This window comes from Myxococcus stipitatus DSM 14675 (genome assembly GCF_000331735.1).
Classification (GTDB): Bacteria; Myxococcota; Myxococcia; order Myxococcales; family Myxococcaceae; genus Myxococcus; species Myxococcus stipitatus.
On sequence record NC_020126.1, the window covers coordinates 5,937,974 to 5,964,634 of the forward strand.

Sequence of the window (26,661 nt, forward strand, 5' to 3'; positions counted from 1 at the left end):
AGGGCGTCCACGCAGGACGTCCCCGGTTGGGTCGAAAGCGTTCCGCGAGAGTGGTTCAGCTCAGCGACGCCGTGGCCTGCGCCAGCTTCTCCTGAGCGGCTTCCCACTGCTCATAGAGCTCCTCGAGCGTCGACTTGCCCTCGCGGTGCGCGTCCATCAACGGCTTGGCCCGAGCGAAGTCGTTGTAGAGGACGGGGTCCGCCAGCTGACCCTCGCGCTCCTTCTGCTCGGCCTCCACCTTGGCGATGCGCTCCTCCAGCCGGGCGATCTCCTTCTTGAGGGGACCTTCCACGACGCTCTTGCGCTGACGGGCCTCCGCCTCCAGGCGCTTGCGCTCCTTCTCCGTCGTGGGACCCGACGCGGACTTCTCGCCCCGCCCCGCCGCCGCTCCACCCGCCGCGGCCTCCGCCTCCAGGCGCTGCTGCTCCTGGTGGTAGAGGTAGTCGTCGAGGTTGCCTGGATGTGGCGTCAGCTTCCCGTCCGCCACTTCCCACACCTGCGTCGACAGGCCGTTGATGAAGCTGCGGCTGTGGCTGACGAACAGCAGCGTGCCGCTGTACAGCTTCAGCGCTTCAATCAGCATCTCGGACGAGTCGAGGTCCAGGTGGTTGGTGGGCTCGTCCATCAGCAGGAAGTTGGAAGGCACCAGCAGGAGCTTGGCCAGCGCGACACGGGCCCGCTCTCCACCACTGAGCACGCCGATGGGCTTCTCCACGTCATCGCCGCTGAAGAGGAACGCGCCCAGCACGCCGCGCACGTAGCTCTCCGGCTTGTCGGCCGCGAGCGGACGGACCTCCTCGATGATGGTGTTCGTCCGGTCCAGCTTGTCCGCGTGGTGCTGCGCGTAATAGCCCACCACCACGTTGTGCCCGAGCGTCACCGTGCCCGAGTCCGGCACCAGCTCTCCGGCCACCATCTTCAGGAGCGTCGTCTTGCCGGCGCCGTTCGCACCCACCACGGCGATGCGCTGACCGCGCTCCACCCGGCCGGAGAGATGGTCATAGACGGTCTGGGCGCCGTAGCGCTTGGTGATGCCCTCCAGCGTGACCACGTCGCGGCCGCTGCGCTCCACTTCCGGGAAGCGGAACTTCATCGTCGCCCGCTCTTCCAGGACGTGAATCTTCTCCAGCTTCTCGATCATCTTGGCGCGGCTCTGCGCCTGCTTCGCCTTGGTCGCCTTCGCGCCGAAGCGGTCGATGAAGGACTGGAGCTCCGCGCGCCGGGCCTCCACCTTCTCCGCCCGGGCCTGGAGGAGCACCTTCTCCTCGGCGCGCAGGCGCTTGTATTCGTCGTAGTTGCCGGCGTACTCGCGCACGCCCTCCAGCTCCAGCGACACCACCCGGTCAATCTGCCGGTTGAGGAAGTCCTTGTCGTGGGAGATGAGGACCATCGCCTTGTTGGAGCGGCGCAGGAAGCCGTCGAACCACGTGAGCGTGGGGACGTCCAGGTGGTTGGTGGGCTCGTCAAGCAGCAGCAGGTCCGGGTCCTGGAGCAGCAGCCCGGCGAGCGCCGCGCGCATCCGCCACCCTCCCGACAGGGCCGACGTGGGCTTGACCAGGTCGGCGTCCTTGAAGCCCAAGCCCTTGAGGATGCGCTCCGCGTGGTGCTTGCCGAAGCGGTTCTCGAAGTCGTCCAGCTCCGCGTGGAGGTCCGCCAGGGACTGGGCCAGCTCGAGCTGGTCCTCCTCGTCCGAGGCCTCCGAGAGCGCCGCCTCGGTGTCCTTCAGGCGGACTTCCAGGGTGTCGCGGCCGGGGACGGTGCTCATCACCGCCTCCACCACCGTGCCCTCCGGAAGTCCCGCGATTTCCTGGGGCAGGTACCCCCAGCGGGCCCGCCGCCGGTACGTGAGGGACCCCGAGTCCGGCTGGATCACCCCGGCCAGGATCTTCATCAAGGTGCTCTTGCCCGTCCCGTTGGCGCCGACGAGGCCTACACGGTCCTTGGGGCCGAGGGTGAAGCTGTCACTGTCGAAGAGGACCTTCTTTCCATAGGAGAGACAGAGGTCCTGGGCGATGACGAGGCTCATGGCGGTGGGGGATGTAACAGCCCCGGGGCCCCTGGGAAATGGCGCAGATGCCCGGCCGGCGAACGAGGAGCCCATCGTCCCCTTTCCGGACCTGCCCAGGGCCTGCCTATACTCCGCCCCCACATGGCTGCCCCCTGTCCCCATTGCGGAAGTACCGACGGCATCGACCATCTCTGCGCAGGCCAGAGCCTCCAGCTCATCGGCCAGGTGCTCGACGGCCGCTACAAGATTGAGAGCGTGCTCGGCCAGGGCGGCATGGGCATGGTGTTCCGCGCCACGCAGACCTCGGTGCAGCGCCCCGTCGCGGTGAAGACGCTGAACCCGTCACTGGCCGCCGCGCCCCAGTTCTTCGAGCGCTTCCGCCGAGAGGCGGAGATCGCCAGCCGCCTGCGCCACCCGAACATCATCACCATCTTCGACTTCGGTCGCGCGCCCGACGGCACCTGCTACTACGTGATGGAGCTGCTCCAGGGCGAGAGCCTCAAGGAGGTCGTCAAGCGCGAGGGCCCCATGTCCCTTCGCCGCGCCACCAGCCTCATCGAGCAGGCCACCCAGGGCCTCGCCCACGCGCACACCGAGGGCTGCGTCCACCGGGACCTGAAGCCGCACAACATCATGGTGCAGGACCTGAGCGGCCGGGACTTCGTCAAGGTGCTGGACTTCGGCCTCGTCAAGGCGCTGGAGGCCGACGAGGAGGAGCAGCTCACGTCCACGGGCCAGGTGCTGGGCACCCCGCAGTACATGCCGCCGGAGCAGGCCGGTGGTGAGTCGGTGGACCAGCGCTCGGACCTGTACTCGATGGCGGGCGTGCTCTACTTCTGCCTCACGGGCAGCTCGCCGTTCGGGGCGAACACGGTGCGCAAGGCGCTCACCGCGTCCCTCACGCAGCAGGTGCCCCCGGTCAACAGCAAGCGCCAGGGTGCTCCCGTCCCCGTCGCGCTGGATGCCTTCTTCAAGAAGGCCCTCTCCCCCGAGAAGGACGACCGCTACCAGAACGCGCAGGAGTTCATCGACGCGATGCTGGACACCGTCGTCGACGCGAGCCCCGAGCAGCTCGACGCGATGCCCAGCGGTGGCGCCAGCTCTGGTGTGAATGAGCGCGGCAGTGGCAGCCGCCATGGCAGTCGCGCGGGGCGCCCCGGTGGGAGTGGCAGCGGCGTGCGTTCCGCCTCACGCGTGGGCGCAAGCCCGGGCCGAGGCTCCACGCCATCCAACGTCCAGGTGGCGCGCAGCCAGGTGGGGAACGCGGGCGGCAACACCTCCGCGAGCCGCGTTCGCGCCGCTGCCTCCAAGGCCGCGCCGCCGCCTCCGCCCCCCGAGCCGGAGGGCATGTCCACCGGCAAGAAGATCGCCATCATCGCGGTGCCGCTCGTGCTGCTCGGCATTGGAGGGGCGGTGGTGCTGGGTGGCAAGGGTGACGCCAAGGCAACCCCCACGCAGGTGGTCGAGGTCGCTCGGGACAACCCCGACACGAAGCCGAACACCACCGGCCGCGAGGCCCCGGCCGCGGCACCCCAGACGTTGCGCGTGAAGTTCAACTCCACGCCGCCAGGGGCCGCCATCTTCGAAGGGGATGAGCAGATTGGCACCACGCCCATCGAGCTGATGCTCCCGCGCGACAAGTCGCACCAGCTCAGCTTCCGGCTCGCGAACCACAAGTCCGAGGAGCGCTCGCTCAACTTCAGCCGCGTGGCGGGAGACAGCCAGACGGTGGACGTGACGCTGGAGGCGGTCCGCGCCGCGGCGCCGTCCAGGCCCAAGCCCCCGCGCGCGGGGAACGCGGGCTCGGACATCACGGTGTTCGAGTAGGGCTGTTGGGAGGGCGCCTCCGTCTCACACGAGGCGCCCCAGCTTCGGGAGCACTTCGCCACTCTTGCCCTGGATGAAGTGCTTGAAGCGCAGGGCGCTCTCGGTGGTCTCCAGGTTGACGAGCCACGTCTCACCGCCCATCGCGCGGGCCTGGTCGACCATGCCGGACGCCGGGTAGACGACGCCCGAGGTGCCGGCCGCCAGGAAGACCAGGCGCCCGCCCGCCTTCACCGCCCGCTGCGCGAAGCCCTGGATGGTCTCCAGGTCCACGGGGTCCAGGTACTCGCCGAACCAGACGATGTGGGGCCGGAGCAAGGAGCCGCAGTCCTTGCAGCCCGGCACGGTGCCATCGGGATACACCGTGGTGTCCGGGAAGGGCGCGCGCTTGCAGTCGACGTTGCTGCACCGGGTCGTGAAGAGGTTGCCATGCATCTCCACGATGCGTTGGCTGCCCGCGCGGCGGTGCAGTCCGTCCACGTTCTGCGTGGCCAGGAGGAAGCGGTCTCCCAGGTGGCGCTCCCACTCCACCAGCGCCGTGTGGCCGGGATTGGGTGAGACCTCGGCCGCGCCCGCGCGCCGCTGCGAATAGAAGCGCCAGACGCGCAGCGGGTCCTTGGCGAAGCCCTCCGGGGAGGCCACGGACTCGACGGGCTGTCCCTCCCAGAGTCCGTTGAGGCCTCGGAAGGTGGGGACTCCGCTCTCGGCGGAGACCCCCGCGCCCGTGAGGACCAGCAGCCAGGTTTTCGAGTCGAGAAGGAGCGTTTCCATGGGGTCTCCTGCGGGGCGATGGATTCAGGTTATGAATCGGGGGACGGCCTCCGCGCCTGTCGCTGACAGTGAAGCGCGGCCCCCTGGCTCGAGGAGCCCATCATGGCGGAAGTCACCCTGGACCTGCGCGAGCTGCCCAAGGCGCAGGCGTACGCGGAGCTGCATCAACACGTTCAGGCGGTGCTCGAGGGCATCGACGACCCCATCGCCGGCATGGCGACGATGAGCTGTCTGCTACACAACGCCTTCGGTCACCTGTGGACGGGGTTCTACCGGGTGGTGACGCCGGGGCAGTTGCTTCGGGTCGGGCCCTATCAGGGGACGCTCGGATGCCTGGAGATCAAGTTCGGCAAGGGCGTCTGCGGAACGGCCGCCGCGAAGGGTGAGACCCAAGTGGTGGCGGACGTGCACGCCTTCCCGGGCCACATCAGCTGCGACTCCCGCTCCGCGTCTGAAATCGTGGTGCCGGTGTACGGCAAGAACCGCGAGCTCATCGCGGTGCTGGACATCGACTCTTCCAGCAAGGGCACCTTCGACGAGGTGGACCGGCGCGAGCTGGAGACGATGATGCGCTGGTTCCAGCAGTAGACTCGGCGCGACGTGAAGGCCCACCGGGGCGCGGCGGCACACGAGATGCCCGCGCCCCGGCGTGGACTCAGTCCCCGCGGGCGTAGGCCACGGCGAGCTGGCCGGCGAAGCGGGCGTTGTTCTCGAGGAGCGCCAGGTTCGCCTTGAGCGTCTTGCCGCCCGAGCGCTGGCCCAGCTCCCTCAGCAGGAAGGGCGTCACGTCCTTGCCGCGAACGCCCTGCTTGTCGGCCTCGGCGAGCGCGGAGGCAATCTGCAGCTCCACCTCGTGACGAGGCAGCGCCGTCTCCTCGGGAGGCGGCACGGTGTAGAGCACCCCACCCTGCCCCAGCGTCTCGAAGCGGGCGCGAGCGATGCGCGCCGCGGTCGCCACGTCATTCACGCTGTGTTCCAGGGAGATGCCGGAGTCACGGCTGTGGAACGACGGCAGCTCGCGAGTGCCCACGCCGATGACGGGGACTCCCGCCGTCTCCAGGAGCTCCATCGTCTTGGGCAGGTCGAGCACGGACTTCGCGCCCGCGCACACCACGGCGACGGGAAAGCGCGCCAGGGCGGCGATGTCCTGGGAGATGTCCCAGTGCTCCGAGGCGCCCCGGTGGACTCCGCCGATGCCGCCGGTGGAGAAGACTCGGATGCCGGCCGCGGCGGCCAGCTCACAGGTGGCGCTGACGGTGGTGCCGCCCGTCGCGCGAGTGGCCACGGCGATGGCCAGGTCTCGCGAGCCGAGCTTCAGGAGCGGCTCCTTGCCCTCCGCGAGCCGCCGCAGCTCCGCGTCCTCCAGGCCGACACACACCACGCCATCCACCACCGCGGTGGCCGCGGGAATGGCCCCCGCCCGGCGGATGGCCTCCTCACACGCGCGGGCGGCGGCGAGGTTGTGCGGATAGGGCAGCCCCTGGGCCACCACGCTCGTCTCCAGGGCGACAACGGGCTTGCGCGCGTCGAGGGCCTGGCGCACCTCATCCGAAAAACGTAGGTCCATGGTGCGCGTATAAGCCATGCCGGGGCAGGTGGCACAAGCCAGGCGAGGGCAAACGTCGGGTTGCAGGAAAGCCCCCTGGGCCTTATTCCCTCCGCGCGCCGTGTCGACCTCCGCCGCTACTGCTCCCGCCGCACAGCCCCGAGCCCTCTCGGCATCCGACCTGGCCATGCTCGGGGTCGTCGTTGCCTGGGGTACCAACTACACAGTGGTGAAGGAGGTCGTGGGCGTGATGCCGCCCTTGGCCTTCATGTCGGTGCGCTTCGCCATCGCCTCGGTGGCGATGCTCGCGCTGTTGCTCGTGGTCGAAGGCTGGAAGCCGCTGCGGCTCGGCGTGTTCCTCAAGCTCGCAGGCCTGGGGTTGGTCGGCAACACGCTGTACCAGCTCTGCTTCGTGCTGGGCGTGGCGAACACGACGGCGGCGAACAGCGGGCTCCTGACGGCGGCGACGCCCGTCATGGTGGCGGCGCTGGGGGCGGTGTTGGGCGTGGAGCGGCTCACCCGGCCGCTGGTGATGGGCTTGTCGCTGGCGGTGGTGGGCATGGTGCTGGTGGTCGCGGCACGAGGGCCGGCCATGGGCGCCAACACGAGGCTGGGTGATGTGCTCATCCTGGGCGCCTGTGCCTGCTGGGCCATCTACACCGTCGGCATCCGCTCGCTGGGCAACGAGGTGTCGGCGCTTCAAATCACCGCCGTCACCATGCTGACGGGAGCACCCGGGGTGATTCTGGCGGGACTGCCCGCCGTGCTGGAATTGAGTCCAGGGAGCGTCCACGGCGGAGCGTGGGTGGGCATGGTGTACACCGCGCTGATTCCCCTGGTGCTGGGCTACTTCATCTGGGGCCGCACGGTGCAGCAGGTGGGCAGTGCTCGTGCGGCGCTCTACAACACGGGAGTCCCCGTCGTCGCGGCCCTCACGGCCTGGGCGGTGCGCGGTGAGCGGCCCACGCCGTTCCAGGCATTGGGCGCCGCGTTCATCCTCGGTGGCGTGGTGCTCAGCCGCAGGAAGTAGCGAGCCGTCAGCGCCCTTCCTCGCCTCGGCGCCCTCGCGCTACCGCGAGGCCGTACTCCCCAATCTTCTTGTCCAACGTGGGTCGACTGATGCCGAGCAGCGCGGCGGCTCGGACCTTCTTCCCTCCGGACTCCCGGAGTGCCTCCGCGATGGCATCACGCTCCAGGCGGCCCACGCGGGCCTGGAGTGTCTGCGCGTCGATGGCGGTGCTTCCCTGCTGGACCTCGGGCGGCAGATGCAATGCACCGACCCGCCCTCCGGCGTAGAGCAACCCCAGGCGCTCCGCCACGAGCTCCAGCTCCCGCACGTTCTGCGGCCACGAATAGTCGGCCAACAGGCGCTTGGCCTCCGGCCCCAAGGTGGGCGGCTCGCGCCGGACCCGCCGTGCCGCACGCGCCACGAAGCGCTCGAGGAGCACCAGGACATCCTGCCGCCGGTCGCGCAGAGGCGGCACCTCCAGCTCGAAGCCCATCAGCGCACGGGCCAGCGAAGCCTCCACCTCACCTCGAGTCCCCTGCAAGGCCACCGGCGCCACCGAGGTGACGAGCAGCCGCACATCCACGGGCTCCTCGCCTCCTTGCCGCGCGGGAGCCACCCGACGGGCCATCAAGCGAGCCAACCGCTCGGCGGCGCCCCGCGAGAGCGCGTCAACGTGCTGAAGGAGCAGTGAGCCCTGGTCCGCGCGGAGCAGTGCGGAGGCCACCGGAGGCCGTCCCGGCGCGCTGGCTCGGCCGAAGAGGGCCTCCTCGACAGCGTCCGCGGGCTGACGGCAATCCACCACCACCAGCGGCTCCAGCGCCCGAGGCGAGCGCGCATGGATGACGCGAGCAAGCTGAGTCTTGCCTGTCCCCGGCTCGCCATGAAGCACCACGGGCGCGGCGCTGTTGGCGGCACGGCGAGCCGCCTCCCCCAGTGCCCGCATCACCCGCGAGGCGCCCAGCAGCACCGGCGAGGTCCTCCGGCTCCATCCGCGAGCGCACCGCCGTGTACGCCTCCCCCCCAGCCGCCCCAGCGCGGCGAGGAGCTGCCCCTCGCCTCCCGTGAAGGCCGAGTCCGCGCGAGTCGCATACAGCACCCCGAACGGCATGCCACCGGACGCCACGAGCGGAGCGCACATCTCGGACTCGGCCTGGACCAGTTCCTTGCGCTCCAGCGCCACCTGCGCGAGCGAGCGCGGCACGGCCATGGCCTCCGCGCCCGACACCGCCGCCGTCAGGAGGCCCGTGTTGGTGCCCAGCAGCGCCGCGGCCCGGTCCGCGCTGAGCGCGCGAGCCACTTCATCCGCCAGCCGCCTCAACACCATGGCCTCGCTCGTGGCCCCCAGGAGCGCCGTGCCGGCCGAGTACAGCGCCGCGGCCGCGCCGACATGAGGCAGCACCTCTTCGATGGGAACGTGCCCAGGAGACGTCGGGCCCCCCTCCACCAGCGTCACGGGAGGAGGCTCGAAGACGGCCATCGTCGAGCCCACGAGGACGCGGTCTCCCGGGTACAGCACCACCTCGTTGCTGATGCGCGCGCCGTTGACCAGCGTCCCGTTGCGCGAGTCCAGGTCCGCCAACCGGACCTGCCCCTCGCTCACCGTCAACTGGGCGTGCTTGCGCGAGACCTGGTCATCCCGCAGGGGGATTTCGCAGGACGGACTGCGGCCAATGGCCATATCCGAGAGCACCTCATAGCGGAGCCCCGCGGATGGCCCAGTGAGCAGCAGGAGTGCGGGCATGTCGCGGCGAAGCCTAGCGCCCCAGGAGGCGTGAGCAAGCGCCGCCGCGTCGCACTACATCGGTCGCTCGGCGTTCAACAACGCCCGGATCTCCGCCTCATCCAGGGCCCGCCCCTCCCGGCTGAGGGCCAGCGCGTTGACCTGGGTCTCCTCGACCTCCACGTGGGCCCCCTTGCGCCACTCCGTGGTGTGCACCGCGCCATCCACCAGCTTGCCCACGAGGCTCCCGTCATCCCGGGCCATGAGCTCCAGCCAGAGGTTCTCCACCACCTTGTTGCCGTCCGGGTGGGTATCGAACGGGGCGCGGACCAGGAACGTGAGCGGCTCCATCAGCCCCCGGCGCTGGAAGCGCGCCAGGAAGGCGGGCAGCAGGGCCTGGGCCTCACGGCGCATGGACTCCGTCTGCTCCTCCGGCTCCTGCGAGAAGCGCTCGCGATACGGCACCAGGAGCTGGGACGTGTTGTGGCGCCCCAGCGGGGACACCACCGTGAGGAACAAGCCCTCATGCCCCTCGAAGGTCTCCAGCGGCACGCCGAGCAGGTTGGCGCGCGCCTCCTCCGACGGCACCACCATGAACGCCTGCCCCTCGCTGGTGCCCACCTGGGAGCGCAGCGCCGGGCCCTGCCCGAAGGCGAGGTCCGTGCACAGCTCGTGCAGGAAGCTCTCGGCGGGCAACAGGTCCTGCTCCGCCAGGTGGAAGATCTCCAAGTCCCTGGCGCCGAACTTCTCCATCCCGTGCGAGTGGACCCACAGCGGCGTGTCGCCCTCCGTCACCTCCACCGCGTGCAGGTGGACATGGTCTCGGATGTCGAAGTCCAGCTCGGTGATTTCGACGACGTCCTCGGGCTCGTGCAGCTTGAACGCCGCCAGGTCCACCAGCACCCCTGGCACATGCTCCAGCAGCGTGCGCACGGCCCAGAGCGCCTCGAACACGGGGAGCGTCGGCTGCGCCCCACCCGGCTCCAGCGACAGGTGGTAGTAGGCCTTCGCCTTGCCCAGGCGCTCGAAGGCCTCGGGGCTCCCGCTGTACGCCGCCTTGTTGAAGCGAGGCAGCCCTTCGGCCCCCACCGTCAACCGGACGTGCACCTCCGAGCTGTCCGCCCGGAGCACGAACCCCTGCCCGTCCTCGGCCGGTGTGAACTCCACCTCGTCCGTCGCGAACGACGCCCGCAACGCGTCGAGCGGCACCGGACCGTCCTGCTCGGTCGCCAGGAGGTAGACCTCCATCACAGGTGCTTCTCGATTTGCCGAAAGAGGTCCACGCGGTCCACCAGGTTGGTCAGGTAGTCGAGCTTGTCGGTGGCCAGCACCAGGACTGGAGACAACCGGTAGGCGCCGAACCATTCCTCGTACAGGGCATTGAGGCGCTGGAGGTAGCGAGTGGGAATGTCCTTCTCCATCGAGCGGCCGCGCAGGCGGATGCGCTCCTTGAGGGTCTGCACGGGGCAGCGCAGGTAGATCATCAAGTCAGGGGGACGCAGCGACTCGGAGATGGTCTCGTACAGTTCGCAGTACGTCTTCCAGTCTCGCTTGTCGATGAGCCGCTGACGGTGGAGGTTCTTGGCGAAAATCTCCGCGTCCTCGTAGAGGGTGCGGTCTTGAAGCACGGTGCCGGGCGTGCGCTCCAACTCCCGGTGGAGGCGGAACTTGTGCGTGAGGAAGAAGAGCTGTGAGCGGAAGGCCCACGTCTTCATGTCCTTGTAGAAGTCCGCGAGGTAGGGGTTTTGGTCATTGGGCTCGAAGGACGGCGTCAGCCCGTACTTCCGGCAGAGGAAGGACGTGAGCTCCGTCTTCCCGGCGCCGATGTTGCCCGCGATGGCGATAAACTTTTTCCTGGCCACGCAACCCCTGCTTGTAACCCCGCCAAGCGGCGCGCACCAGAAACAAGGTAAGGAAGCCTCGTGGTAGAAGAAGTGCATGCCCCCGCCCCCTCTCCCTCACCGCGCCCTGGGCGCCGCCCCTGTCCGGGGTGCGGCCACCCGTCCGGCCGTTCGGGACAGGACACCTCGCGGCGGGCCTGCCCTCGGGGCGAGCCTCTCGCCTGCCCCACGAACCGGCCCCGAGGAGGGGGCTGAGGGATGCGCAAGCTTTTCTGCATTTTAGTCGCTGGGGTGTGGACGTTCGTCTGCTTCTTCCTGACCCTCTTCACGATGGTGCTGACGGTCAACGCCTCCCGAGGCCTCTGGGTGGTCCGCAGACTGTGGTCCCCCGTGCTGGTGTGGGCGGGCGGCGGAAAGCTGGAGGTGCTGGGCCAGGAGAACGTGGACCCCGACCGCCCCACCATCTACGTCGCCAACCACCAGTCCACCATCGACATCCCGGCGCACTTCATGGCCGTGCCCGTGCCCTTCCGCTACGTGGCCAAGGAGCAGCTCAAGTGGGTGCCGCTCATCGGCTGGTACCTGGCGCTCGGCGGGCACGTCTTCATCAACCGGAGCAACCGCTCCAAGGCCATCGCCTCCCTGGACGCGGCGGCGAAGAAGATCCGCGGCGGCACCAGCATCTTCCTGTACCCGGAGGGCACCCGCTCCGAGGACGGTCGCGTCCTCCCCTTCAAGAAGGGCCCCTTCGCCCTGGCCCTCAAGGCACGTGTCCCTGTCTGTCCCGTCACCATCGAGGGCTCCGGCAAGCTCATGCCCAAGGACAGCTGGAACATCACCCCGGGCCCCATCCGCGTGAAGATTGGCAAGCCCATCGACACCACCCGGTTCGACGAGGATGACCGCGAGGGACTGGCCCGCGCCGTGCGTGACGTCATCATCGCGGACAGCCTCTCGATGGGCGGCAAGGGCGGCGACGCCGAAGACGCCGTCGCCTCGACAGGCCAAGAAGGCATCGGCGCTTCCCGCGCCCACTCCACTCCCTAGAGACGCCTCCGTGAAGATGACTCCCGCTCACCGCTTCCGCCCCTGGGCTCGCGCCGCCGTGCTGGGCCTGGGACTGCTCGCCTCCGGCTGCAGCCACACCAACGCGGCGACGGCCAACGCCGCACGCCCCACCGACGACCGCTCCCGCGCTCGCGCATTCCTCGACGAGAACCAGCCCCAGAAGGCGCTCATGCTCCTCACGGACCTGCATGCGCGCGGCCCCGAGGACCTGGATGTCGCGCGGATGCTGACGGAAGCCCAGGTGAAGGCGGGCCGCTCCGACGCGTGGATTGAAGAGCTCCAAGGGCGTCTGCGCTCGGGCGAGCGCGCGGTGGACCAGTACATGCTGGGCCTCGCCCTCTTCTCCCGAGCCAAGGACGCCGGCGCACCCGCCGTGGCCGCCTTCGAGCGCGCCATCGCCCTGTCCCCGGACACGGCCGAGTACCACTACCGCCTGGGCGTCGCGCGACTGGAGTCGGAGCAGTACGCGGCCGCGGTGGAGCCCTTGCGCCGCGCCACGACGCTGGCCCCTGACCGCCCCTCGTGGCGTCTGCCGCTGGCCAAGGCGCTGCACCGCACGGGCGACTCGCCGGGCGCGGTGGAGGCCCTGGGCGTGGTCGTTCGCGGTCGGCCCTCGCCCGCGGACGTGGCCACCGCGCGAGCGTTGATGGAGCAGGTCAACGACCCCTTCGGAGGCATCCCCAAGGCCGCCGAGGCCAAGCTGGAAGAGGGCCTGCGCTACCTCAACGACTTGGATGCACCCCAGCACGCCATCCTCGCGTTCGAGGAAGTCCTCCACGACTACCCGGACCTCTCCGTGCTGCACTCGCTCCTGGGCCTGGCGTACCAGCGCCTGGACGACGCGGGGCGCGCGGTGGACGAGTTCAAGCAGGCCATCGAACGCGCTCCGAGGGACGGGAAGAACCACCTCTACCTGGGGGAGCTGTACGCCTCACGCCAACGGCCCGACGCGGCGCGTGCCGCCTTCGAGAAGGCCGTGGAGCTCCACCCCTTGTTGGACACGGCCTGGTTCCGACTGGGTGACCTGCACCTCGACCGCCGAGACCTGCCCGCGGCCCGCGCGGCCTTCACGGTGGCCGTGTCGCTGACGCCCGACTCCATCCCCGCACGGGGCAAGCTCGCGCTCGTGTATCAGCTCGAGGCCGACTACCCCGCCGCGGAACGCGAGCTCCGCTACGTGGTCGAAAAGGACCCGGAGAATGTGGAGTTCTCGTTGCGCCTGGGGTTGCTCTTCACGGAGCAGTCGATGAAGTCCTCGAAGCCTCAGGTGAGGAAGTCCGCGGCGGAGGAAGCAGAGCGCTGGCTCTCCAAGGTGCTGGAGGCGCAGCCGGAGAACGCGGTGGCCTCCCGTGCGCTGCAATCCCTCAAGGGCCAGTAGCCACCAACGGGCCACGCCCTTTACACTTCGTCCTTGATGAGCGACGGCCGCAAGTCTCCGCGCACGACTTCCAATCCAGGCACGCAGCCCCGGACTCCCACGAGCCCGGGCATGCCGCGCGCGCCGACCAATCCCGGCATGCGGGTGATGTCGGCCGCGCGCACCGCGCCGCTCGAGAAGAGCGAACAGTCCGGCCCGCTGAGCAAGCGGCTCGCGGGTGAGGCGTCCAATCAGGCCCTCAACGCGCTCTCCATCGCGAAGGAGATGGTGGGCGACTTCCGGCAGAGTGACCGGTTCTTCAAGTACAAGGCCGGCATCGTCGCGACCTGGCTCGTGCTGACGGCGGGGAGCTTCGCCATCGCCTGTCCGGGCAGCTCCATGCGGACGGGCGACATGGACGCGCGGCTGGTGCTCAGCGACAAGCTGGACCGGCCCTCCGTCACCATCTGGAACGAGAGCAAGGCGCCGTGGAAGGACGTCACGCTCATCGTCAACGGGCAGTACCGCGCGGCGGTGCCCTCCGTCGCGGCTGGGGAGTTCATCACCATCACCCCCAAGCAGCTCATGGGCAACAGCGGAGCGGCGCCCGCGGACCTGCGCTTCGAATCGCTGGAGATGCGCAGCAGCGACGACAGCGCCAACCTCACCGAGGACCTGCGCAACGAGTGGAAGCGCCTCCTCGGGCCCAAGTAGACCCCTGAAACACGAAGGGCGCCCTCCCCTTCGGGAAGAGCGCCCTCGCGTTGCCACCGGCTCCTCCTCACGAAGGAGCGCGGCAGGCGGCCTTACTCGGCCTTGGTCTCTTCGGCAGCGGGAGCCTCGGCGGCGGGCGCGGCCTTCTTCTCCGGCCGATCCACCAGCTCCAGCAGGGCCATCTCCGCGGCATCACCCCGGCGGAAGCCGAGGCGGATGATGCGGGTGTAGCCGCCGGGACGCGTGGCGTACCGGTCCTTGTACTCGCTGAAGACCTTCTTCAGCACGTCACGGTCCTTCACCGTCCGGGCCGCCAGGCGCACGTTGGAGAGACCACCACGCTTACCCAGCGTGATGATGCGCTCCGCCAGCTTCCGGGCCTCCTTGGCCTTGGGCAGCGTGGTGCGGATGGCCTGGTGCTCGAGCAGCGAGGTGACCATGTTGTTCAACATCGCGAGCCGGTGGCTCGTGGTGCGGTGCAGCTTCCTCTGTCCAACCTTGTGGCGCATCGTCCTGCTCCGGGCCCCCGGAGGGGCCCACCACTCCGGCCGTATCAGGTACCGGGTGGGAAGGGCGGACCCGACACGGGGCCCGCCACTGCTGATTGGACCAGGTGGGTCTCACCAGGTCCCTTCCCTCCGCGCCGCCTGCAACCATGTCGCGGGCACGGAGGAAAGTACCGCGAGACTCTACACCTTCGGAGCGGCCGGGGCCGGCGCCTGCTTCGGCGGCCAGTTCTCCAGCTTCATGCCGAGCGACAGGCCCATCTCCGCCAGGATCTCCTTGATCTCCTTGAGCGACTTGCGGCCGAAGTTCTTCGTCTTGAGCATCTCGGCCTCGGTGCGCTGCACCAGGTCGCCGATGGTCTTGATGTTCGCCTGCTGCAGGCAGTTGGCCGAACGAACCGACAGCTCCAGCTCATCCACCGAGCGGAACAGGTTCTCGTTGAGCTTCGCCTCTTCCTTCGGCGCCTCGGCGATGACCGGCTCCTCGGTCTCGTCGAAGTTCACGAAGACGGTCAGCTGCTCCTTGATGATCTTCGCCGCGTACGCCACCGCGTCCTGAGGCGACACGGAGCCGTCCGTCCAGACCTCGAGCGACAGCTTGTCGAAGTCGGTGACCTGACCGACGCGCGCGTTGGTGACCTGGTAGTTCACCTTGCGGGTGGGCGAGAACAGCGAGTCGATGGGGATGGTCCCGATGGGCGCACCCGCCACCTTGTTGGAGTTGGCCGGGACGTAGCCACGGCCGCGGCGGCACGTCAGCTCCATGCGGAGCTTGCCACCCTCGGAGATGGTGCAGATGTGGTGACCGGGGTTGAGGATCTCCACGTCGGCGTCGGCGATGATGTCACCCGCCTTGACCTCCTTGGGGCCCTCCGCCTCGATGCGCAGCGTCTTCGTCTCGTTCGTGTGCATCCGAAGGAGGACTTCCTTCAGGTTCAGCACGACGTCCGTGACGTCCTCGGACACCTCGGGGATGGTGGTGAACTCGTGGTCCACGCCCTCGATCTTCACCGAGGTGATGGCCGCGCCCTGCAGCGACGACAGGAGCACGCGGCGCAGCGAGTTGCCCAGGGTGGTGCCGAAACCACGCTCCAGCGGCTCCGCCACGAACTTCCCGTAGGTGGGCGTCAGGCTGTCCTGGTCCACTTCCATGCGGCGCGGCTTGATGAGGTCACGCCAGTTCTTCGCAACGAACGTATCTGCCATGGTGTACGACTCCTCGAGACGTGAACCACCACCGACTTACCCACCAGCGCGGCGGGAGGATGGACACGTGGGAACTGCGAAAAAGCACGACGCCCCGGCCTCGTCGGCCAGGGCGCGTTGGTACCTCGTCCAGGCGCCTGAGATGGCCTGGCGCGGGGATTACTTCGAGTAGAGCTCGACGATGAGCTGCTCCTGGATGGGCATCGTCAGGTCCTCGCGGTTCGGAACCGTGCGAACCGTGCCCTTGAACGCCTTCTTGTCCAGGTCAATCCACTGCGGAACGCCACGGCGGTCCACCGTCTCCAGCGCCTCGGAGATGCGGAGCACCTTGCGGCTCTTCTCCACCACCTCGACGGCCGTGCCCGGCTTGATGGAGAACGAGGGGATGTTCACCTTGCGGCCATTCACCTGGAAGTGGCCGTGGCGAACCAGCTGGCGCGCCTCGTTGCGGGTGTCCGCGAAGCCCATGCGGAACACGACGTTGTCCAGGCGGAGCTCCAGCTGCTGCAGGAGGTTCTCACCCGTCTTGCCCTTGGCGGCGGACGCGCGGTGGTAGTAGCCGCGGAACTGGTTCTCCAGCAGGCCGTACATGCGCTTGACCTTCTGCTTCTCGCGCAGCTGCACGCCGTAGCCAGAGAACTTCACGCGGCCCTGGCCGTGCTGGCCGGGGGGGTACGGGCGGCGCTCGATGGCACACTTGTCCGTGTAGCAGCGGTCGCCCTTCAGGTACATCTTGAGGTTTTCGCGCCGGCAGATACGGCAAGCGCTCGCGGTGTAACGGGCCACAGACTTCTCCTTAAAGATGATCTGGAGCCGCCTCCATGCCCGAGAGCACGAGAGGAGGCCCGGACGAAGGGGTTAGACGCGGCGGCGCTTGGGCTGGCGGCACCCGTTGTGCGGAATGGGCGTCACGTCGCGGATGAGGTTGATCTTCAGACCAGCGGCGGCCAGCGCGCGCAGCGCCGACTCACGGCCCGCGCCCGGACCCTTCACGAACACGGACACGTTCTTCAGTCCGTGCTCCATCGCCTTCGCGGCGGCATCGCCGGCGGCCACCTGGGCGGCGAACGGGGTGGACTTGCGGCTTCCCTTGAAGCCACGCGCCCCGGCCGAGGACCAGGAGATCACGTTCCCGGACACGTCCGTGATCGTGATGATGGTGTTGTTGAACGTGGACTGGATGTGGACCACGCCGTTGAGAATGCTCTTCTTGCCCTTGCGCTTCGCCTTCTTCGCGGCAGGGGCCTCGCCCTCGGCACCCGCGGGCGCCGCAGCCGAAGTATTGGTCTCGTCAGCCATTTGAGTTGCTGCTCCTGAGAGGAGGTGATCGACGCCGGCACCTTACGGGCCGGCGCTGCGGTTTACCGAGCCGGAGCCGCCGGCTTCGCCCGAACGATGCCACGCTTCGGACCCTTGCGGGTACGCGCGTTGGTGTGGGTACGCTGGCCACGAACCGGCAAGCCCTTGCGGTGACGCAGGCCCCGGTAGCAGCCCAGGTCCATCAGGCGCTTGATGTTCATCGTGACTTCACGCCGGAGGTCACCCTCGACCTTGTAGCTGGCCTCGATGATCTCACGGATCTTGCGAGCCTGGTCCTCGGTGAGGTCCTTGGTCCGGGTGGTGGGATCGATGCCCGCCGCCTCGATGATGTCGTGCGCGGACTTGTTGCCGATCCCGTAGATGTACTGGAGCGAGATCACGGCGCGCTTGTTGGGCGGCAGGTCGATGCCGGCGATACGAGCCATCTTCGGTCTTCCTTCTGGGGTGGAGTTGGTCTGAAGCCAACGGCCTTCTGGCCGTTAGCCCTGGCGCTGCTTGTGCCGCGGATTGGAAGCGCAAATCACGCGCACGATGCCCTTGCGGCGAACAACCTTGCACTTGTCGCAGATCTTCTTGACGGACGCCCGAACCTTCATGGAGCGAACTTCCTTCCTTCAAACAGATGAAAAGCCAACGGGCCGCCTGTCCGCAACTCGGAAGGCCGCCCCTTTCTACTTCGCCCGGTACGTGATCCGTCCGCGCGTCAGGTCGTACGGAGAAAGCTCGACCTTCACTTTGTCGCCGGGAAGGATTCGGATGAAGTGCATCCTCATCTTGCCCGAGATGTGCGCGAGAACCTTGTGGCCGTTGTCCAGCACCACGCGGAACATCGCGTTGGGGAGGGGCTCCATCACCGTCCCCTCAACTTCGATGGAATCATCCTTCGGCAAGCGTCAAACCCTCTTCCCGGACCACGAACCTCTTGGAAGCGCGGCGGGATAGCACTTTGGTCCGCAAGTGGCAAGCGTCCCGCGCAGGAAAACTCGGATTCCTACCAACCTACCGTAACACCCAGGTATTTCACCCACAGTCCCTCTCCGTCAACGCCCTTGGGTGAGTATCTCCGGGCCCCCATCCGTGATGACGATGGTGTGCTCGAAATGCGCGGACAATTTCCGGTCCGCCGTCACAGCCGTCCAGTCATCGTCCAGGAGCTCCACCTCATGGGTCCCCTGGTTCACCATCGGCTCCACTGCGAGGACCATTCCCGCCCGGAGCTTCATCCCCGCCCCCGCCTGCCCATGATTGGGCACGTGTGGGTGCTCGTGGAGCTTCCGGCCAATCCCATGGCCGGTGAAGTCCCGAACCACCGAGTAACCACGGGCCTCCACGTGCCGCTGGACCGCGTACCCGATATCCCCCAGCCGGTTGCCCGGCTTCATGGCCTGGATGGCCTTATGAAGCGATTCGCGGGTGGTGTCCACCAGGGCCTTCGCCTCGGGTGACACCTTCCCTACTGGCACCGTCCGCGCCGAGTCCCCGAACCAGCCTCGGTAGGAGACCCCGAAGTCGAGCTTCATCAGGTCGCCCTCGGCGAGCTTCCGCCGCTTGCTTGGGATGCCGTGCACCACCTCGTCGTTGATGGAGGCGCACAGCACACAAGGAAAGCCAAGGTAGCCCTTGAATGCAGGTCTGGCTCCCCGCTCGGCGGTCAGCTTCTCCGCCAGAGCATCCAGGTCCCATGTAGTGACGCCCGGGGCGACAGCCTTCTCGAGCGCATCGAGGACATCGGCCACGATACGGCCGGCCTCGCGCATGAGGAGGATCTCCTCCTTGGACTTGATCTGGACCTGGCTCATCGGCTTTTCGTGCGGTCACCGCCCACACGGGACACGGGTGGCAAGCGCCATGGAGCACCGCAAGGGCCCAAGGTGCGCTCGCCAGCCCGTCCCGCCCTCAAGCCTTGTTCCTGGCCGCGGCGTTCTTGATCTCCGCGTAGATGCCCTCGGGAGAGCCCACGCCATCCACGCTCTTGAGCACGCCCTTCTTCGCGTAGAAGTCCTTCAGCGGCGACGTCTCCGCATCGTACTTCTGCAGCCGCTTCTCGATGACGTCCGGCATGTCATCTGGCCGCTGCACCAGCTCGGCACCGCACTTGTCACAGTACCCGGCTCGTTTCGGCGGGCTCTGCGTGACGTGGTAGACGCTCCCGTCCTTCGGACAGACACGACGGCCGGAGCCACGCTCCACCAGCGTCTTGTGCGGCACCTCGAGCGAGATGACCGCGTCGAGCTTCTTGCCCAGGCGCCCCAGCATGTGGTCCAGCGCATCGGCCTGGCCAGGAGTGCGCGGAAAGCCGTCCAGGACGAAGCCCTTGGCCACATCCGTCTGCTTCAGACGCTCCTCCACGATGCCAATCACGACATCGTCCGGCACGTACTGCCCCGCCGCCATCAACGGCCCCGCTACCCTCCCCAGGTCAGTCCCATCCGCCACTGCCTTGCGGAGGATGTCTCCCGTGGAGATCTGCGGGATCTGGAAGTCCGCGAACAGCTTCTTTGCCTGGGTGCCCTTCCCCGCGTTCGGCGGCCCCAACAGGATCAGGTTCATGTGCTCCTCTCAGCTCCCAAGGAAGGCACGGAAGTCGTCGGCCACCAAACTTCCAAGCGCCCCCCGTGTGCACCACCGAATATCTTGAACGACTCCGGCCCGGAAAGACGAGGCGCCCCTCCCCACGACGGGGAGAGGCGCCCGGGACATTCAACGTCGTGAATCAAGCCGCCACGCGCACCCGGCCGCGGATGCGGGGGCCACGCGGACCAGCGAAGCCTTCGTAGTTGCGGCTGATGAGGTGACCCTCGATCTGCTGCACGGTGTCCAGCGCCACGCCCACGACAATCAGGAGCGCGGTGCCGCCGAAGGTGAAGCGCACGTTGAGCAGACCGCTGATGACAGAGGGAATCACGCAGATGACCGCCAGGTACAGCGCGCCACCAAACGTGAGGCGGTTGAGCACGCGCTCGATGAACTCCGCCGTCTGACGACCCGGGCGGATACCCGGGATGTAGCCACCCTGCTTCTTGATGTTGTCCGCCACGTCATCCGGGCGGAACGTCAGCGCCGTGTAGAAGTAGGCGAAGAAGATGACCAGCAGCACGAAGAGGCCGTTGTAGATCCACAGGTTCCCCTCGATGGCGCGCTGCGCGTCCTGGAGGAACGGGAACCACGTGCCCAGCGTCGCCGGGAAGGACAGGACCGCGCCCGCGAAGATGGGCGGGATGACACCGGCCGTGTTGACCTTCATCGGGAAGTACGTGGCCTGACCCGCGAACATCCGCCGTCCCGCCATTCGCTTGGCGTACTGGATGGGGATGCGGCGCATGCCGCGCTCCACGTAGACCACCACGGCGATGATGAGGAGCATGAACACCAGCAGCGCCAGGACCTCGGCCACCGCGATGACCTCCTGCTGCGTCATCTCGAGCAGCGTGTTCGCGCCCGGGAGCACGCCCGCCACGATGCCCGCGAAGATGATGAGGGAGATGCCGTTGCCGATGCCGCGCTCGGTGATGCGCTCACCCAGCCACATGATGAAGGCCGTGCCAGCCGTCAGGCTGATGACCGTCATGAAGGTGAACCAGACGCTGTCGTCCGGCACCACCACCTGGTTGAAGCCGCTCTGCCCCGCATCCGAGCGCCCCAGGGACGCCAGCCACCGGGAGATACCAATGCCCTGGATGACGGACAGGACGATGGTGCCGTAGCGCGTGTACTGATTGATCTTCTGGCGGCCCGCGGCGCCTTCCTTCTGCAGGCGCTCCAGGCTGGGGATGACCACCGCCAGCAGCTGCATGATGATGGAGGCGCTGACGTAAGGCATGATGCCCAATCCGAAGATGGACATCTGCTCCAGTGCGCCACCGGAGAAGAGGTTGAACAGCGACACCAGGCCGCCCGACTGCTTCTGGGCGTCCATGAAGGCATTCATCGCCGCCCGGTCCACTCCTGGCGTGTTGATGAAGATGCCGATGCGGTAAACCGCCAGCAAAGCCAGGGTGTACGCGAGCCGGCTGCGCAGCTCAGCGATACGGAAGACGTTGGCGAAGGCATTCAGAGCCACGGGGTAGCCATCCTCTTCGTGAGGGTTCTGCCAGGACGACAAAACGCCCCTGTTCCACGGACGGGAAAGGGGCGCAGAAGCCTACACAAGCAAACTGGCGCGCACCACCGGCAAGTGCTGCGCGCCGGTCATGCTCAGGCCTTGGGCTGCCGGGGGGCCTTGACGCCCTTGCCAGCATGGGCCTTCGAAGCCGACTCCGGCTTGTGGGCCATCAGCGGGAGGACATCCACCGCGCCGCCCGCCTTCTCGACCGCCGACTTGGCGGCCTCGGAGGCCTTGTGCACGCGGATGGTGACCTTCTTGGTCAGACCGCCGCGGGCCAACAGCTTCACGCCGTCGTAGCGGCCCTTGACCAGACCCGCCTTCTTCAGCGTGGCCTCGTCCACCGTGGCGCCCGCGTCGAAGTGGGAATCCACATCCGACAGGTTCACCACCGCGTAGACCGTGCGGTTGGGCGAGTTGAAGCCGAACTTCGGCAGGCGGCGCTGCAGCGGGCTCTGACCGCCCTCGAAGCCCTCGAACCGCATGTTACCGGTACGGGCCTTCTGACCCTTGCCACCACGACCGGCCGTCTTGCCCAGACCGGAACCCTGGCCGCGACCGACCCGCTTCTTGCGGTGCCACGAGCGCGAGGGGCGCTTCAAACCATGAAGAGTGCTCATTGTCTTGGTCCTCTCGTGCTCAGGCCTTGTCCTGCTTGGCCTGGTGAGCGCGCGCGCGATCCCTGAGGGCGATCTTGCGCGGCTTGCGGCGCTTGGGCGCCGGCGCCTCGGTGCTCACCGTCTCCGAGGAGACCAGGTGCTTCACCTTGAACGCCATGCCACGAATGGCCGGCGTGTCCTTGAGCAGGCGCTCGTCACCAAACTTCTTCAGACCCAGGCCACGGATGGTGGCCAGCATGTCCTCGGAAGCGCCCGCGTAGCTCTTCGTCAGCTTCACCTTGAGCGCCATGACTAGCCCCTCTGCTCCCCGGCGAGCTTCGCCGCCTCGACGTCCTTGCCCCGCAGACGCGACACCTGCGCCGCGCTGCGCAACGACTTCAGGCCCGCGACCGTGGCCTTCAGCACGTTGTGCGGATTCCGCGAACCCTGGCTCTTGGTCAGGATGTTGCGGATGCCCGCCGCCTCCAGCACCGCGCGCACCGCGCCACCGGCGATGACGCCCGTACCTTCGCTGGCCGGCTTCAACAACACCCAGCCGGCGCCGAAGTGCCCGAGCACCTCGTGCGGAATCGTGTGTCCCATGAGCGGAACGCGGAACAGGTTCTTCTTCGCGTTCTCGCCACCCTTGCGGATGGCCTCGGGGACTTCGTTGGCCTTGCCCAGGCCCACACCCACGTGACCGGCGCCATCACCCACCACCACGAGGGCGGCGAACGAGAACCGGCGGCCGCCCTTCACGACCTTGGCCACGCGGTTGATGTTCACCACGCGGTCGGTGAGGTCCAGATCGTTCGGATTGATCGGAGTTGCCACTTGGAAATCCTTTCGAAAGCTAGAACTTCAGCCCGGCCTCGCGCGCGGCGTCAGCCACGGCGGCGATGCGCCCGTGATAGGGGAAGCCGTTGCGGTCGAACACCACCGCCTCGACGTTGGCAGCCTTGCACCGCTGCGCGATGAGGGTACCCACCCGCTTCGCATCCGCCTTCTTGTCGCCTTCGTCCTGGCCCTTCAGCTCCTTGGACAGCGACGAGGCAAACGCGAGGGTGCGACCCGTGGTGTCATCCACCACCTGCGCATAGATGTGCTTGAGGCTCTTGTAGACGGTAAGCCGCGGCCGCTCGGTGGTACCCGAGAGCTTCTTGCGGATGCGGTTCTTCCTCTTGATACGGGGATCGATCTTCGTCGGCATGGCTGCTTCCTTGTCCTTCCGGCGGTGATGCGGACTTCCACCGCCGGATGATGCCGCCGAACCACAAGGGCCCGGCGGGATTGGGAACACTCAGGACAGACTGAACGACTAGGTCGTTCCGGTCTTGCCCTCCTTACGGCGGATGCGCTCCTCGGCGTACTTGATACCCTTGCCCTTGTAGGGCTCGGGCGGACGCAGCGAGCGGATGTTGACCGCCGTCGCGCCCAGCACTTCCTTGTCCGCGGAGCGCAGCGTCAGCCCCACGGTGGGGAGGCTGTCCTCGGTACGGGCCTGCTTGTCCACTTCCGCCGTCACACCTTCCGGCAGGTTGAAGACCACCGGGTGGGAGTAACCCAGCGCGAAGTGGATGGCCTTGCCCTTCACCTCAGCGCGGAAACCGACGCCACGGATGTCCAGCTTCTTCTCGAAGCCCGTGGACACGCCCTTGGCGGCGTTCGCGAGGATGGTGCGCGTCAGGCCGTGCAGGCTGCGCGCCTCGCGGGACTCGTCCTCGCGCAGCACGTTGACCTGGCCGTCCTTGATCTCGACCTTGACCTTCGCGGGCAGCTTCACCGACAGCTTGCCCTTGGGGCCCTCGAAGTTCACCTGCTGGCCGGCGACGATGGCCTTCGTCTTGTCGCCGAGCTTGATCGCCAGTTTTCCAATCCGACTCATGATTGCCTCGGTCCTGTATGCCCGGGGTGCGCACTCTCACGAGGCGCTGCCGCCAGGCCGCTGGCTAGTAGACGGTGCAGAGCAGCTCGCCGCCCGCCTTCTGCTTGCGGGCCTCCGAGTCCACCAGGATGCCGCGCGAGGTCGAGAGGATGGAGATACCCATGCCACCCAGCACCTGCGGGATGTCGTTCACGCCGGCATAGCGGCGCAGACCCGGCTTCGACACGCGGCGGATGCCGGTGATGGCGGGGCTGCGGTCCGGGCCGTACTTGAGCTGCACGGTGATCTCGCTCTGAGGGGTACCCTCGAGCGTGTGGACGACGAAGTCACCGATGAAGCCCTCGTCCTTGAGGACCTTGATGATCTCGAGCTTCAGCTTCGAGTGGGGGATGACGACCTTGTCGTGACGCGCGCGCGAAGCATTGCGCAGGCGGGTCAGCATGTCGCCAACGGGATCATTGACCGGCATGGGCTACCTTCCAGGCGAGACCCCTTTGGGAGTCTCGTATTTGTGCTCGTCGCGCCTGCCGGGCCCATCCCGGGGGTTCGCGCCGACCACCACAGCATCGTTTGAAGCTTCTTTCGGACCCGCTCTTCAATGAGCGCGTCCAGGGTGCCAACGAGCCCTCTCGAGCTCTTCGGCACCCTGCCCTACCGGCCTACCAGGACGACTTGGTGACGCCGGTGATCTCGCCGCGCAGCGCACGGTTGCGCAGGCAGATACGGCACATCTTGAACTTGCGCAGGAACGCGCGCGGACGGCCGCAGAGCGGGCAGCGGTTGTACTGGCGCACCGCGAACTTCGGCTTGCGCTTCGCCTGGGCGATCTTGGAGAGCTTGGCCATTGTCGTGAGGTCCTTGGCTCGAGAGCTTACTGGCGGAACGGCATGCCGAAGTGACGCATCAGCGCCAGCCCCTGCTCGTCATTCCGCGCGGTGGTGACGAAGCTGATGTTGAGCCCCTTCACCTTCTCGATCTGGTCGTAGTTGATTTCGGGGAAGATGATCTGCTCGCGGACGCCGAGCGTGTAGTTGCCCTTCCCGTCGAACGCCTTCGGGGACACGCCCTTGAAGTCACGCACGCGCGGCAGCGCCACGGTGATGAGGCGGTCCATGAACTCGAACATGCGGGCGCCGCGCAGCGTGACGGCGGCACCGATGGCCTGGCCCTGGCGCAGCTTGAAGTTCGCGATGGACTTCCGGGCGCGCGTCACGATGGGCTTCTGGCCCGTGATCGCCGCGAGCTGGTCCACCGCCGACTCCAGGATCTTGTTGTTGGCGAGCGCCTCGCCCAGACCCATGTTGACGACGATCTTCTGGAGGCGCGGAACTTCCATCGGATTCTTGAGGCCCAGCTCCTTCATCAGGGCGGGCACCCCTTCCTTGTGGAAGCGAACCTTCAGGCGCGCCGGCTTGCTCTCGAGGCCTTCCTCGATGTTCGCCGCGAAGCCAACCTTCTTGGCCTCTTCCTTCTTGCCGCGCTTCGCCTTCTTTTCCTTCTGCTCGGCCTTCTTCTCGTCAGCCATCGTCGTATCCTCTGCTTCGGGGCGCCGTCGTGGACCCAGCGCGTCCGATCAGTCCTTCATTTGAAAATCAAAAAGCACCGCGAGGACCCGTGAACAACCAGGCCCTCGTTGCCTGCACGCCCTCCTACCCACCCACCTGGGCGGACAGAAGGGCGCGCATACATGCCCCAACAGGGACTCCTAGTCAATCAGCGCCTTGCACTTCTTGCAGAAGCGCTGGTGCTTCTCACCCTCGGTCTTGATTCCCACCCGGGTCGCCTTGTCGCACTTGGCGCACACGACCTGGAGACTGGCCAGGGCGATGGTGCCGGGCTTCTCGACAATGCCACCTTCGGGGTTCTGGGGCGTCTTGCGCAGGTGACGCTTGACCAGCCGCAGGCCTTCCACCGTCACGCGGCCTGACTCCCGGTCAATCTTCAACACCTTGCCGCGCTTCGTCGCGGGGGTCTTCTCGGAGGCCTCGGCACCAGCCTGGACCTGAACCGTGTCTCCCACCTTCAGTTTCTGCATGGCTTCCTCTCTCTGGCTGCTCGCCGTCCGGCCTGGGGTCCTCTCAGAGGACTTCGGGCGCCAGCGAGATGATCTTCATGAACTTACGGGCGCGGAGCTCACGGGCCACAGGCCCGAAGATGCGCGTACCAATGGGCTCCATGTCCTTGTTGATGAGGACCGCAGAGTTGCCATCGAACTTGATGAAGCTGCCGTCGGGACGACCCACCTCGCGCTTGGTGCGGACGATGACGGCCTTGGCCACGTCACCCTTCTTCACCTTGGAGTTGGGCAGCGCCTCGCGAATCGACACGACGATGATGTCGCCGATAGACGCGTACTTGCGCTTCGAACCGCCGAGCACCTTGATGCAGAACACCTTCTTCGCGCCCGAGTTGTCCGCCACGTCGAGCACGCTCGTCATCTGAATCATCTGGGAATCTCCTATCGCCGGTGACTCCACCGCATCGCCTGGCGGCAACGCTGGCGGAGGTGCGTGCTAGACGTTCTTGCTCTTCTCCAGCACCTCAACCACGCGCCACCGCTTGTCCTTCGAGGCGGGCTTGGTCTCAGCGATCCGGACCCGGTCACCCTCGTTGATCGTGACCTTCTTCGGGTAGTCGTGGTCCTCCACGTGCGCCTTGTACTTCTCGCGCAGGCTCATGATCTTCCCGTACTTCGGGTGGGGAGCCCGGCGCTGAACGGTGACCACCACCGTCTTCTGCATCTTGTTGGAGGTGACGATTCCCACGCGCGTCTTGGGACGGCCGCGGGTCGAGGTCTCTGCCTTGGGCGCTTCAGTCGTCTCAGCCATCTGTTCTCTCACTGTCTCTCATACACCCGGGCGCTCTCGCACTCCGGATGGCCGCACGTACCCGCTTCCGAGCGAGCACGTTTGGAGATTCGCGGCCAGGGTCTACGCCTTCGCCGCCTTCTTCTTCTCGCCGAGCACCATCAGCACCCGAGCCAGGTCACGCCGGTGCAGGGTCCGGTCCGCCGGGTTGTCCAGCGAGCCCGTCCGCCGCTTGAGCTGGTCCTGGAACAGCGTCTCGCGCAGTTCCGTCGCCCGCCGCTGCAGGTCGTCCGCCGACAGCTCCCTCAGTTCCTTCGCAGTCGCCATTGCAATCTCCACTTGCGTACGGGAGCCCACCCGAGGGCGGCTCCCGCCGCG

General features: G+C 67.4%; 34 protein-coding genes. 6 read left to right on the forward strand and 28 right to left on the reverse strand.

Annotated features, from left to right (window positions below; translation table 11 throughout):
• Positions 1-55 precede the first annotated feature (55 nt).
• Entirely contained in the window at positions 56-2,026 is a 1,971-nt protein-coding gene (locus MYSTI_RS22790) for an ABC-F family ATP-binding cassette domain-containing protein (RefSeq protein WP_015350149.1), read from the reverse strand.
• Positions 2,027-2,149: 123 nt separating this feature from the next.
• Here MYSTI_RS22790 and MYSTI_RS22795 point away from each other — a divergent pair, with 123 nt between their 5' ends.
• Complete coding sequence (locus tag MYSTI_RS22795; RefSeq protein ID WP_015350150.1) at positions 2,150-3,835, forward strand: serine/threonine protein kinase; 1,686 nt, start codon at positions 2,150-2,152, stop codon at positions 3,833-3,835.
• 24 nt (positions 3,836-3,859) lie between these two features.
• Here the strand turns inward: MYSTI_RS22795 and MYSTI_RS22800 are convergent, their stop codons facing one another.
• Complete coding sequence (locus MYSTI_RS22800) at positions 3,860-4,603, reverse strand: SIR2 family NAD-dependent protein deacylase (RefSeq protein ID WP_015350151.1); 744 nt, start codon at positions 4,601-4,603, stop codon at positions 3,860-3,862.
• Between the two features lie 102 nt (positions 4,604-4,705).
• On the opposite strand from MYSTI_RS22800, the gene MYSTI_RS22805 reads away from it, so the two are divergent.
• Positions 4,706-5,191: a free L-methionine (R)-S-oxide reductase MsrC gene (locus MYSTI_RS22805; protein WP_015350152.1), complete on the forward strand. Its 486-nt coding sequence runs from the start codon at positions 4,706-4,708 to the stop codon at positions 5,189-5,191.
• A gap of 67 nt (positions 5,192-5,258) precedes the next feature.
• Here the strand turns inward: MYSTI_RS22805 and MYSTI_RS22810 are convergent, their stop codons facing one another.
• Positions 5,259-6,170, reverse strand: a complete 912-nt coding sequence (locus MYSTI_RS22810; protein WP_044281185.1) for a pseudouridine-5'-phosphate glycosidase — start codon at positions 6,168-6,170, stop codon at positions 5,259-5,261.
• Between the two features lie 166 nt (positions 6,171-6,336).
• Between MYSTI_RS22810 and MYSTI_RS22815 the strand changes: the two genes are divergently transcribed.
• The gene (locus tag MYSTI_RS22815) at positions 6,337-7,179 is read left to right on the forward strand and encodes a DMT family transporter (protein ID WP_015350154.1); all 843 of its coding nucleotides are present in this window, start codon (positions 6,337-6,339) and stop codon (positions 7,177-7,179) included.
• 7 nt (positions 7,180-7,186) lie between these two features.
• On the opposite strand, the gene MYSTI_RS22820 is transcribed toward MYSTI_RS22815, so the two are convergent.
• Genes MYSTI_RS22820 through MYSTI_RS22830 form a run of 3 tightly spaced genes read right to left on the reverse strand, consistent with a single transcriptional unit; the run spans position 7,187 to position 10,740 of the window.
• Entirely contained in the window at positions 7,187-8,899 is a 1,713-nt protein-coding gene (locus MYSTI_RS22820) for a sigma-54-dependent Fis family transcriptional regulator (RefSeq protein ID WP_015350155.1), read from the reverse strand.
• Positions 8,900-8,953: 54 nt separating this feature from the next.
• Positions 8,954-10,126 (reverse strand): DUF2314 domain-containing protein, encoded by a 1,173-nt coding sequence (locus tag MYSTI_RS22825; RefSeq protein WP_015350156.1) that lies wholly within the window; start codon positions 10,124-10,126, stop codon positions 8,954-8,956.
• Positions 10,126-10,740, reverse strand: a complete 615-nt coding sequence (locus MYSTI_RS22830) for a deoxynucleoside kinase (RefSeq protein WP_044281197.1) — start codon at positions 10,738-10,740, stop codon at positions 10,126-10,128. The genes MYSTI_RS22825 and MYSTI_RS22830 overlap by 1 nt, the downstream gene beginning before the upstream one ends.
• Positions 10,741-10,977: 237 nt before the next feature.
• Here MYSTI_RS22830 and MYSTI_RS22835 point away from each other — a divergent pair, with 237 nt between their 5' ends.
• The 3 genes from MYSTI_RS22835 (at position 10,978) to MYSTI_RS22845 (ending at position 13,858) form a co-directional block, all read left to right on the forward strand.
• Positions 10,978-11,766: a lysophospholipid acyltransferase family protein gene (locus MYSTI_RS22835; protein ID WP_015350158.1), complete on the forward strand. Its 789-nt coding sequence runs from the start codon at positions 10,978-10,980 to the stop codon at positions 11,764-11,766.
• A 16-nt stretch (positions 11,767-11,782) separates the two neighbouring features.
• A complete protein-coding gene (locus tag MYSTI_RS22840) occupies positions 11,783-13,165 on the forward strand; it encodes a tetratricopeptide repeat protein (RefSeq protein WP_015350159.1) in 1,383 nt (460 codons plus the stop codon).
• Positions 13,166-13,276: 111 nt separating this feature from the next.
• Positions 13,277-13,858: a hypothetical protein gene (locus tag MYSTI_RS22845; protein WP_233277933.1), complete on the forward strand. Its 582-nt coding sequence runs from the start codon at positions 13,277-13,279 to the stop codon at positions 13,856-13,858.
• Positions 13,859-13,950: 92 nt separating this feature from the next.
• Here MYSTI_RS22845 and rplQ read toward each other — a convergent pair whose 3' ends face one another.
• The 22 genes from rplQ to rpmC form a co-directional block, all read right to left on the reverse strand.
• Complete coding sequence (gene rplQ / locus MYSTI_RS22850; RefSeq protein WP_015350161.1) at positions 13,951-14,367, reverse strand: 50S ribosomal protein L17; 417 nt, start codon at positions 14,365-14,367, stop codon at positions 13,951-13,953.
• Positions 14,368-14,547: 180 nt separating this feature from the next.
• Complete coding sequence (locus MYSTI_RS22855; RefSeq protein ID WP_015350162.1) at positions 14,548-15,570, reverse strand: DNA-directed RNA polymerase subunit alpha; 1,023 nt, start codon at positions 15,568-15,570, stop codon at positions 14,548-14,550.
• Between the two features lie 159 nt (positions 15,571-15,729).
• A complete protein-coding gene (gene rpsD, locus MYSTI_RS22860; protein ID WP_015350163.1) occupies positions 15,730-16,356 on the reverse strand; it encodes a 30S ribosomal protein S4 in 627 nt (208 codons plus the stop codon).
• 72 nt (positions 16,357-16,428) lie between these two features.
• A complete protein-coding gene (gene rpsK / locus MYSTI_RS22865) occupies positions 16,429-16,869 on the reverse strand; it encodes a 30S ribosomal protein S11 (RefSeq protein ID WP_015350164.1) in 441 nt (146 codons plus the stop codon).
• Positions 16,870-16,931: 62 nt separating this feature from the next.
• Complete coding sequence (rpsM, locus tag MYSTI_RS22870; RefSeq protein WP_015350165.1) at positions 16,932-17,315, reverse strand: 30S ribosomal protein S13; 384 nt, start codon at positions 17,313-17,315, stop codon at positions 16,932-16,934.
• A gap of 54 nt (positions 17,316-17,369) precedes the next feature.
• A complete protein-coding gene (gene rpmJ / locus MYSTI_RS22875; protein ID WP_002633586.1) occupies positions 17,370-17,486 on the reverse strand; it encodes a 50S ribosomal protein L36 in 117 nt (38 codons plus the stop codon).
• Positions 17,487-17,561: 75 nt separating this feature from the next.
• Complete coding sequence (gene infA / locus MYSTI_RS22880; RefSeq protein ID WP_002614803.1) at positions 17,562-17,780, reverse strand: translation initiation factor IF-1; 219 nt, start codon at positions 17,778-17,780, stop codon at positions 17,562-17,564.
• A 150-nt stretch (positions 17,781-17,930) separates the two neighbouring features.
• Positions 17,931-18,689, reverse strand: coding sequence for a type I methionyl aminopeptidase (gene map / locus MYSTI_RS22885; RefSeq protein WP_015350166.1), 759 nt, complete (start codon positions 18,687-18,689; stop codon positions 17,931-17,933).
• 97 nt (positions 18,690-18,786) lie between these two features.
• The gene (locus MYSTI_RS22890; protein ID WP_015350167.1) at positions 18,787-19,440 is read right to left on the reverse strand and encodes an adenylate kinase; all 654 of its coding nucleotides are present in this window, start codon (positions 19,438-19,440) and stop codon (positions 18,787-18,789) included.
• Positions 19,441-19,603: 163 nt separating this feature from the next.
• Entirely contained in the window at positions 19,604-20,950 is a 1,347-nt protein-coding gene (gene secY, locus MYSTI_RS22895; protein ID WP_015350168.1) for a preprotein translocase subunit SecY, read from the reverse strand.
• Positions 20,951-21,084: 134 nt separating this feature from the next.
• Entirely contained in the window at positions 21,085-21,612 is a 528-nt protein-coding gene (rplO, locus tag MYSTI_RS22900) for a 50S ribosomal protein L15 (protein WP_015350169.1), read from the reverse strand.
• A 19-nt stretch (positions 21,613-21,631) separates the two neighbouring features.
• A complete protein-coding gene (rpmD, locus tag MYSTI_RS22905; RefSeq protein WP_015350170.1) occupies positions 21,632-21,901 on the reverse strand; it encodes a 50S ribosomal protein L30 in 270 nt (89 codons plus the stop codon).
• Positions 21,902-21,903: 2 nt separating this feature from the next.
• Positions 21,904-22,425: a 30S ribosomal protein S5 gene (gene rpsE / locus MYSTI_RS22910; protein ID WP_015350171.1), complete on the reverse strand. Its 522-nt coding sequence runs from the start codon at positions 22,423-22,425 to the stop codon at positions 21,904-21,906.
• 19 nt (positions 22,426-22,444) lie between these two features.
• Positions 22,445-22,801: a 50S ribosomal protein L18 gene (gene rplR / locus MYSTI_RS22915; RefSeq protein WP_015350172.1), complete on the reverse strand. Its 357-nt coding sequence runs from the start codon at positions 22,799-22,801 to the stop codon at positions 22,445-22,447.
• Between the two features lie 108 nt (positions 22,802-22,909).
• Complete coding sequence (gene rplF / locus MYSTI_RS22920) at positions 22,910-23,476, reverse strand: 50S ribosomal protein L6 (protein ID WP_015350173.1); 567 nt, start codon at positions 23,474-23,476, stop codon at positions 22,910-22,912.
• Between the two features lie 64 nt (positions 23,477-23,540).
• A complete protein-coding gene (gene rpsH, locus MYSTI_RS22925; protein ID WP_015350174.1) occupies positions 23,541-23,945 on the reverse strand; it encodes a 30S ribosomal protein S8 in 405 nt (134 codons plus the stop codon).
• A 190-nt stretch (positions 23,946-24,135) separates the two neighbouring features.
• Complete coding sequence (locus tag MYSTI_RS22930; RefSeq protein ID WP_015350175.1) at positions 24,136-24,321, reverse strand: type Z 30S ribosomal protein S14; 186 nt, start codon at positions 24,319-24,321, stop codon at positions 24,136-24,138.
• Between the two features lie 26 nt (positions 24,322-24,347).
• Positions 24,348-25,001: a 50S ribosomal protein L5 gene (gene rplE / locus MYSTI_RS22935; RefSeq protein WP_015350176.1), complete on the reverse strand. Its 654-nt coding sequence runs from the start codon at positions 24,999-25,001 to the stop codon at positions 24,348-24,350.
• A 180-nt stretch (positions 25,002-25,181) separates the two neighbouring features.
• Positions 25,182-25,511 carry a 50S ribosomal protein L24 gene (gene rplX, locus MYSTI_RS22940; protein ID WP_015350177.1) on the reverse strand — a complete coding sequence of 110 codons (330 nt, stop codon included), beginning with the start codon at positions 25,509-25,511 and terminating at the stop codon, positions 25,182-25,184.
• A gap of 43 nt (positions 25,512-25,554) precedes the next feature.
• On the reverse strand, positions 25,555-25,923 hold the full coding sequence (rplN, locus tag MYSTI_RS22945) for a 50S ribosomal protein L14 (RefSeq protein ID WP_015350178.1): 369 nt from the start codon (positions 25,921-25,923) through the stop codon (positions 25,555-25,557).
• 66 nt (positions 25,924-25,989) lie between these two features.
• Entirely contained in the window at positions 25,990-26,316 is a 327-nt protein-coding gene (gene rpsQ / locus MYSTI_RS22950; protein WP_201768921.1) for a 30S ribosomal protein S17, read from the reverse strand.
• Between the two features lie 90 nt (positions 26,317-26,406).
• Positions 26,407-26,622 carry a 50S ribosomal protein L29 gene (gene rpmC, locus MYSTI_RS22955; protein ID WP_201769010.1) on the reverse strand — a complete coding sequence of 72 codons (216 nt, stop codon included), beginning with the start codon at positions 26,620-26,622 and terminating at the stop codon, positions 26,407-26,409.
• Positions 26,623-26,661 lie beyond the last annotated feature (39 nt).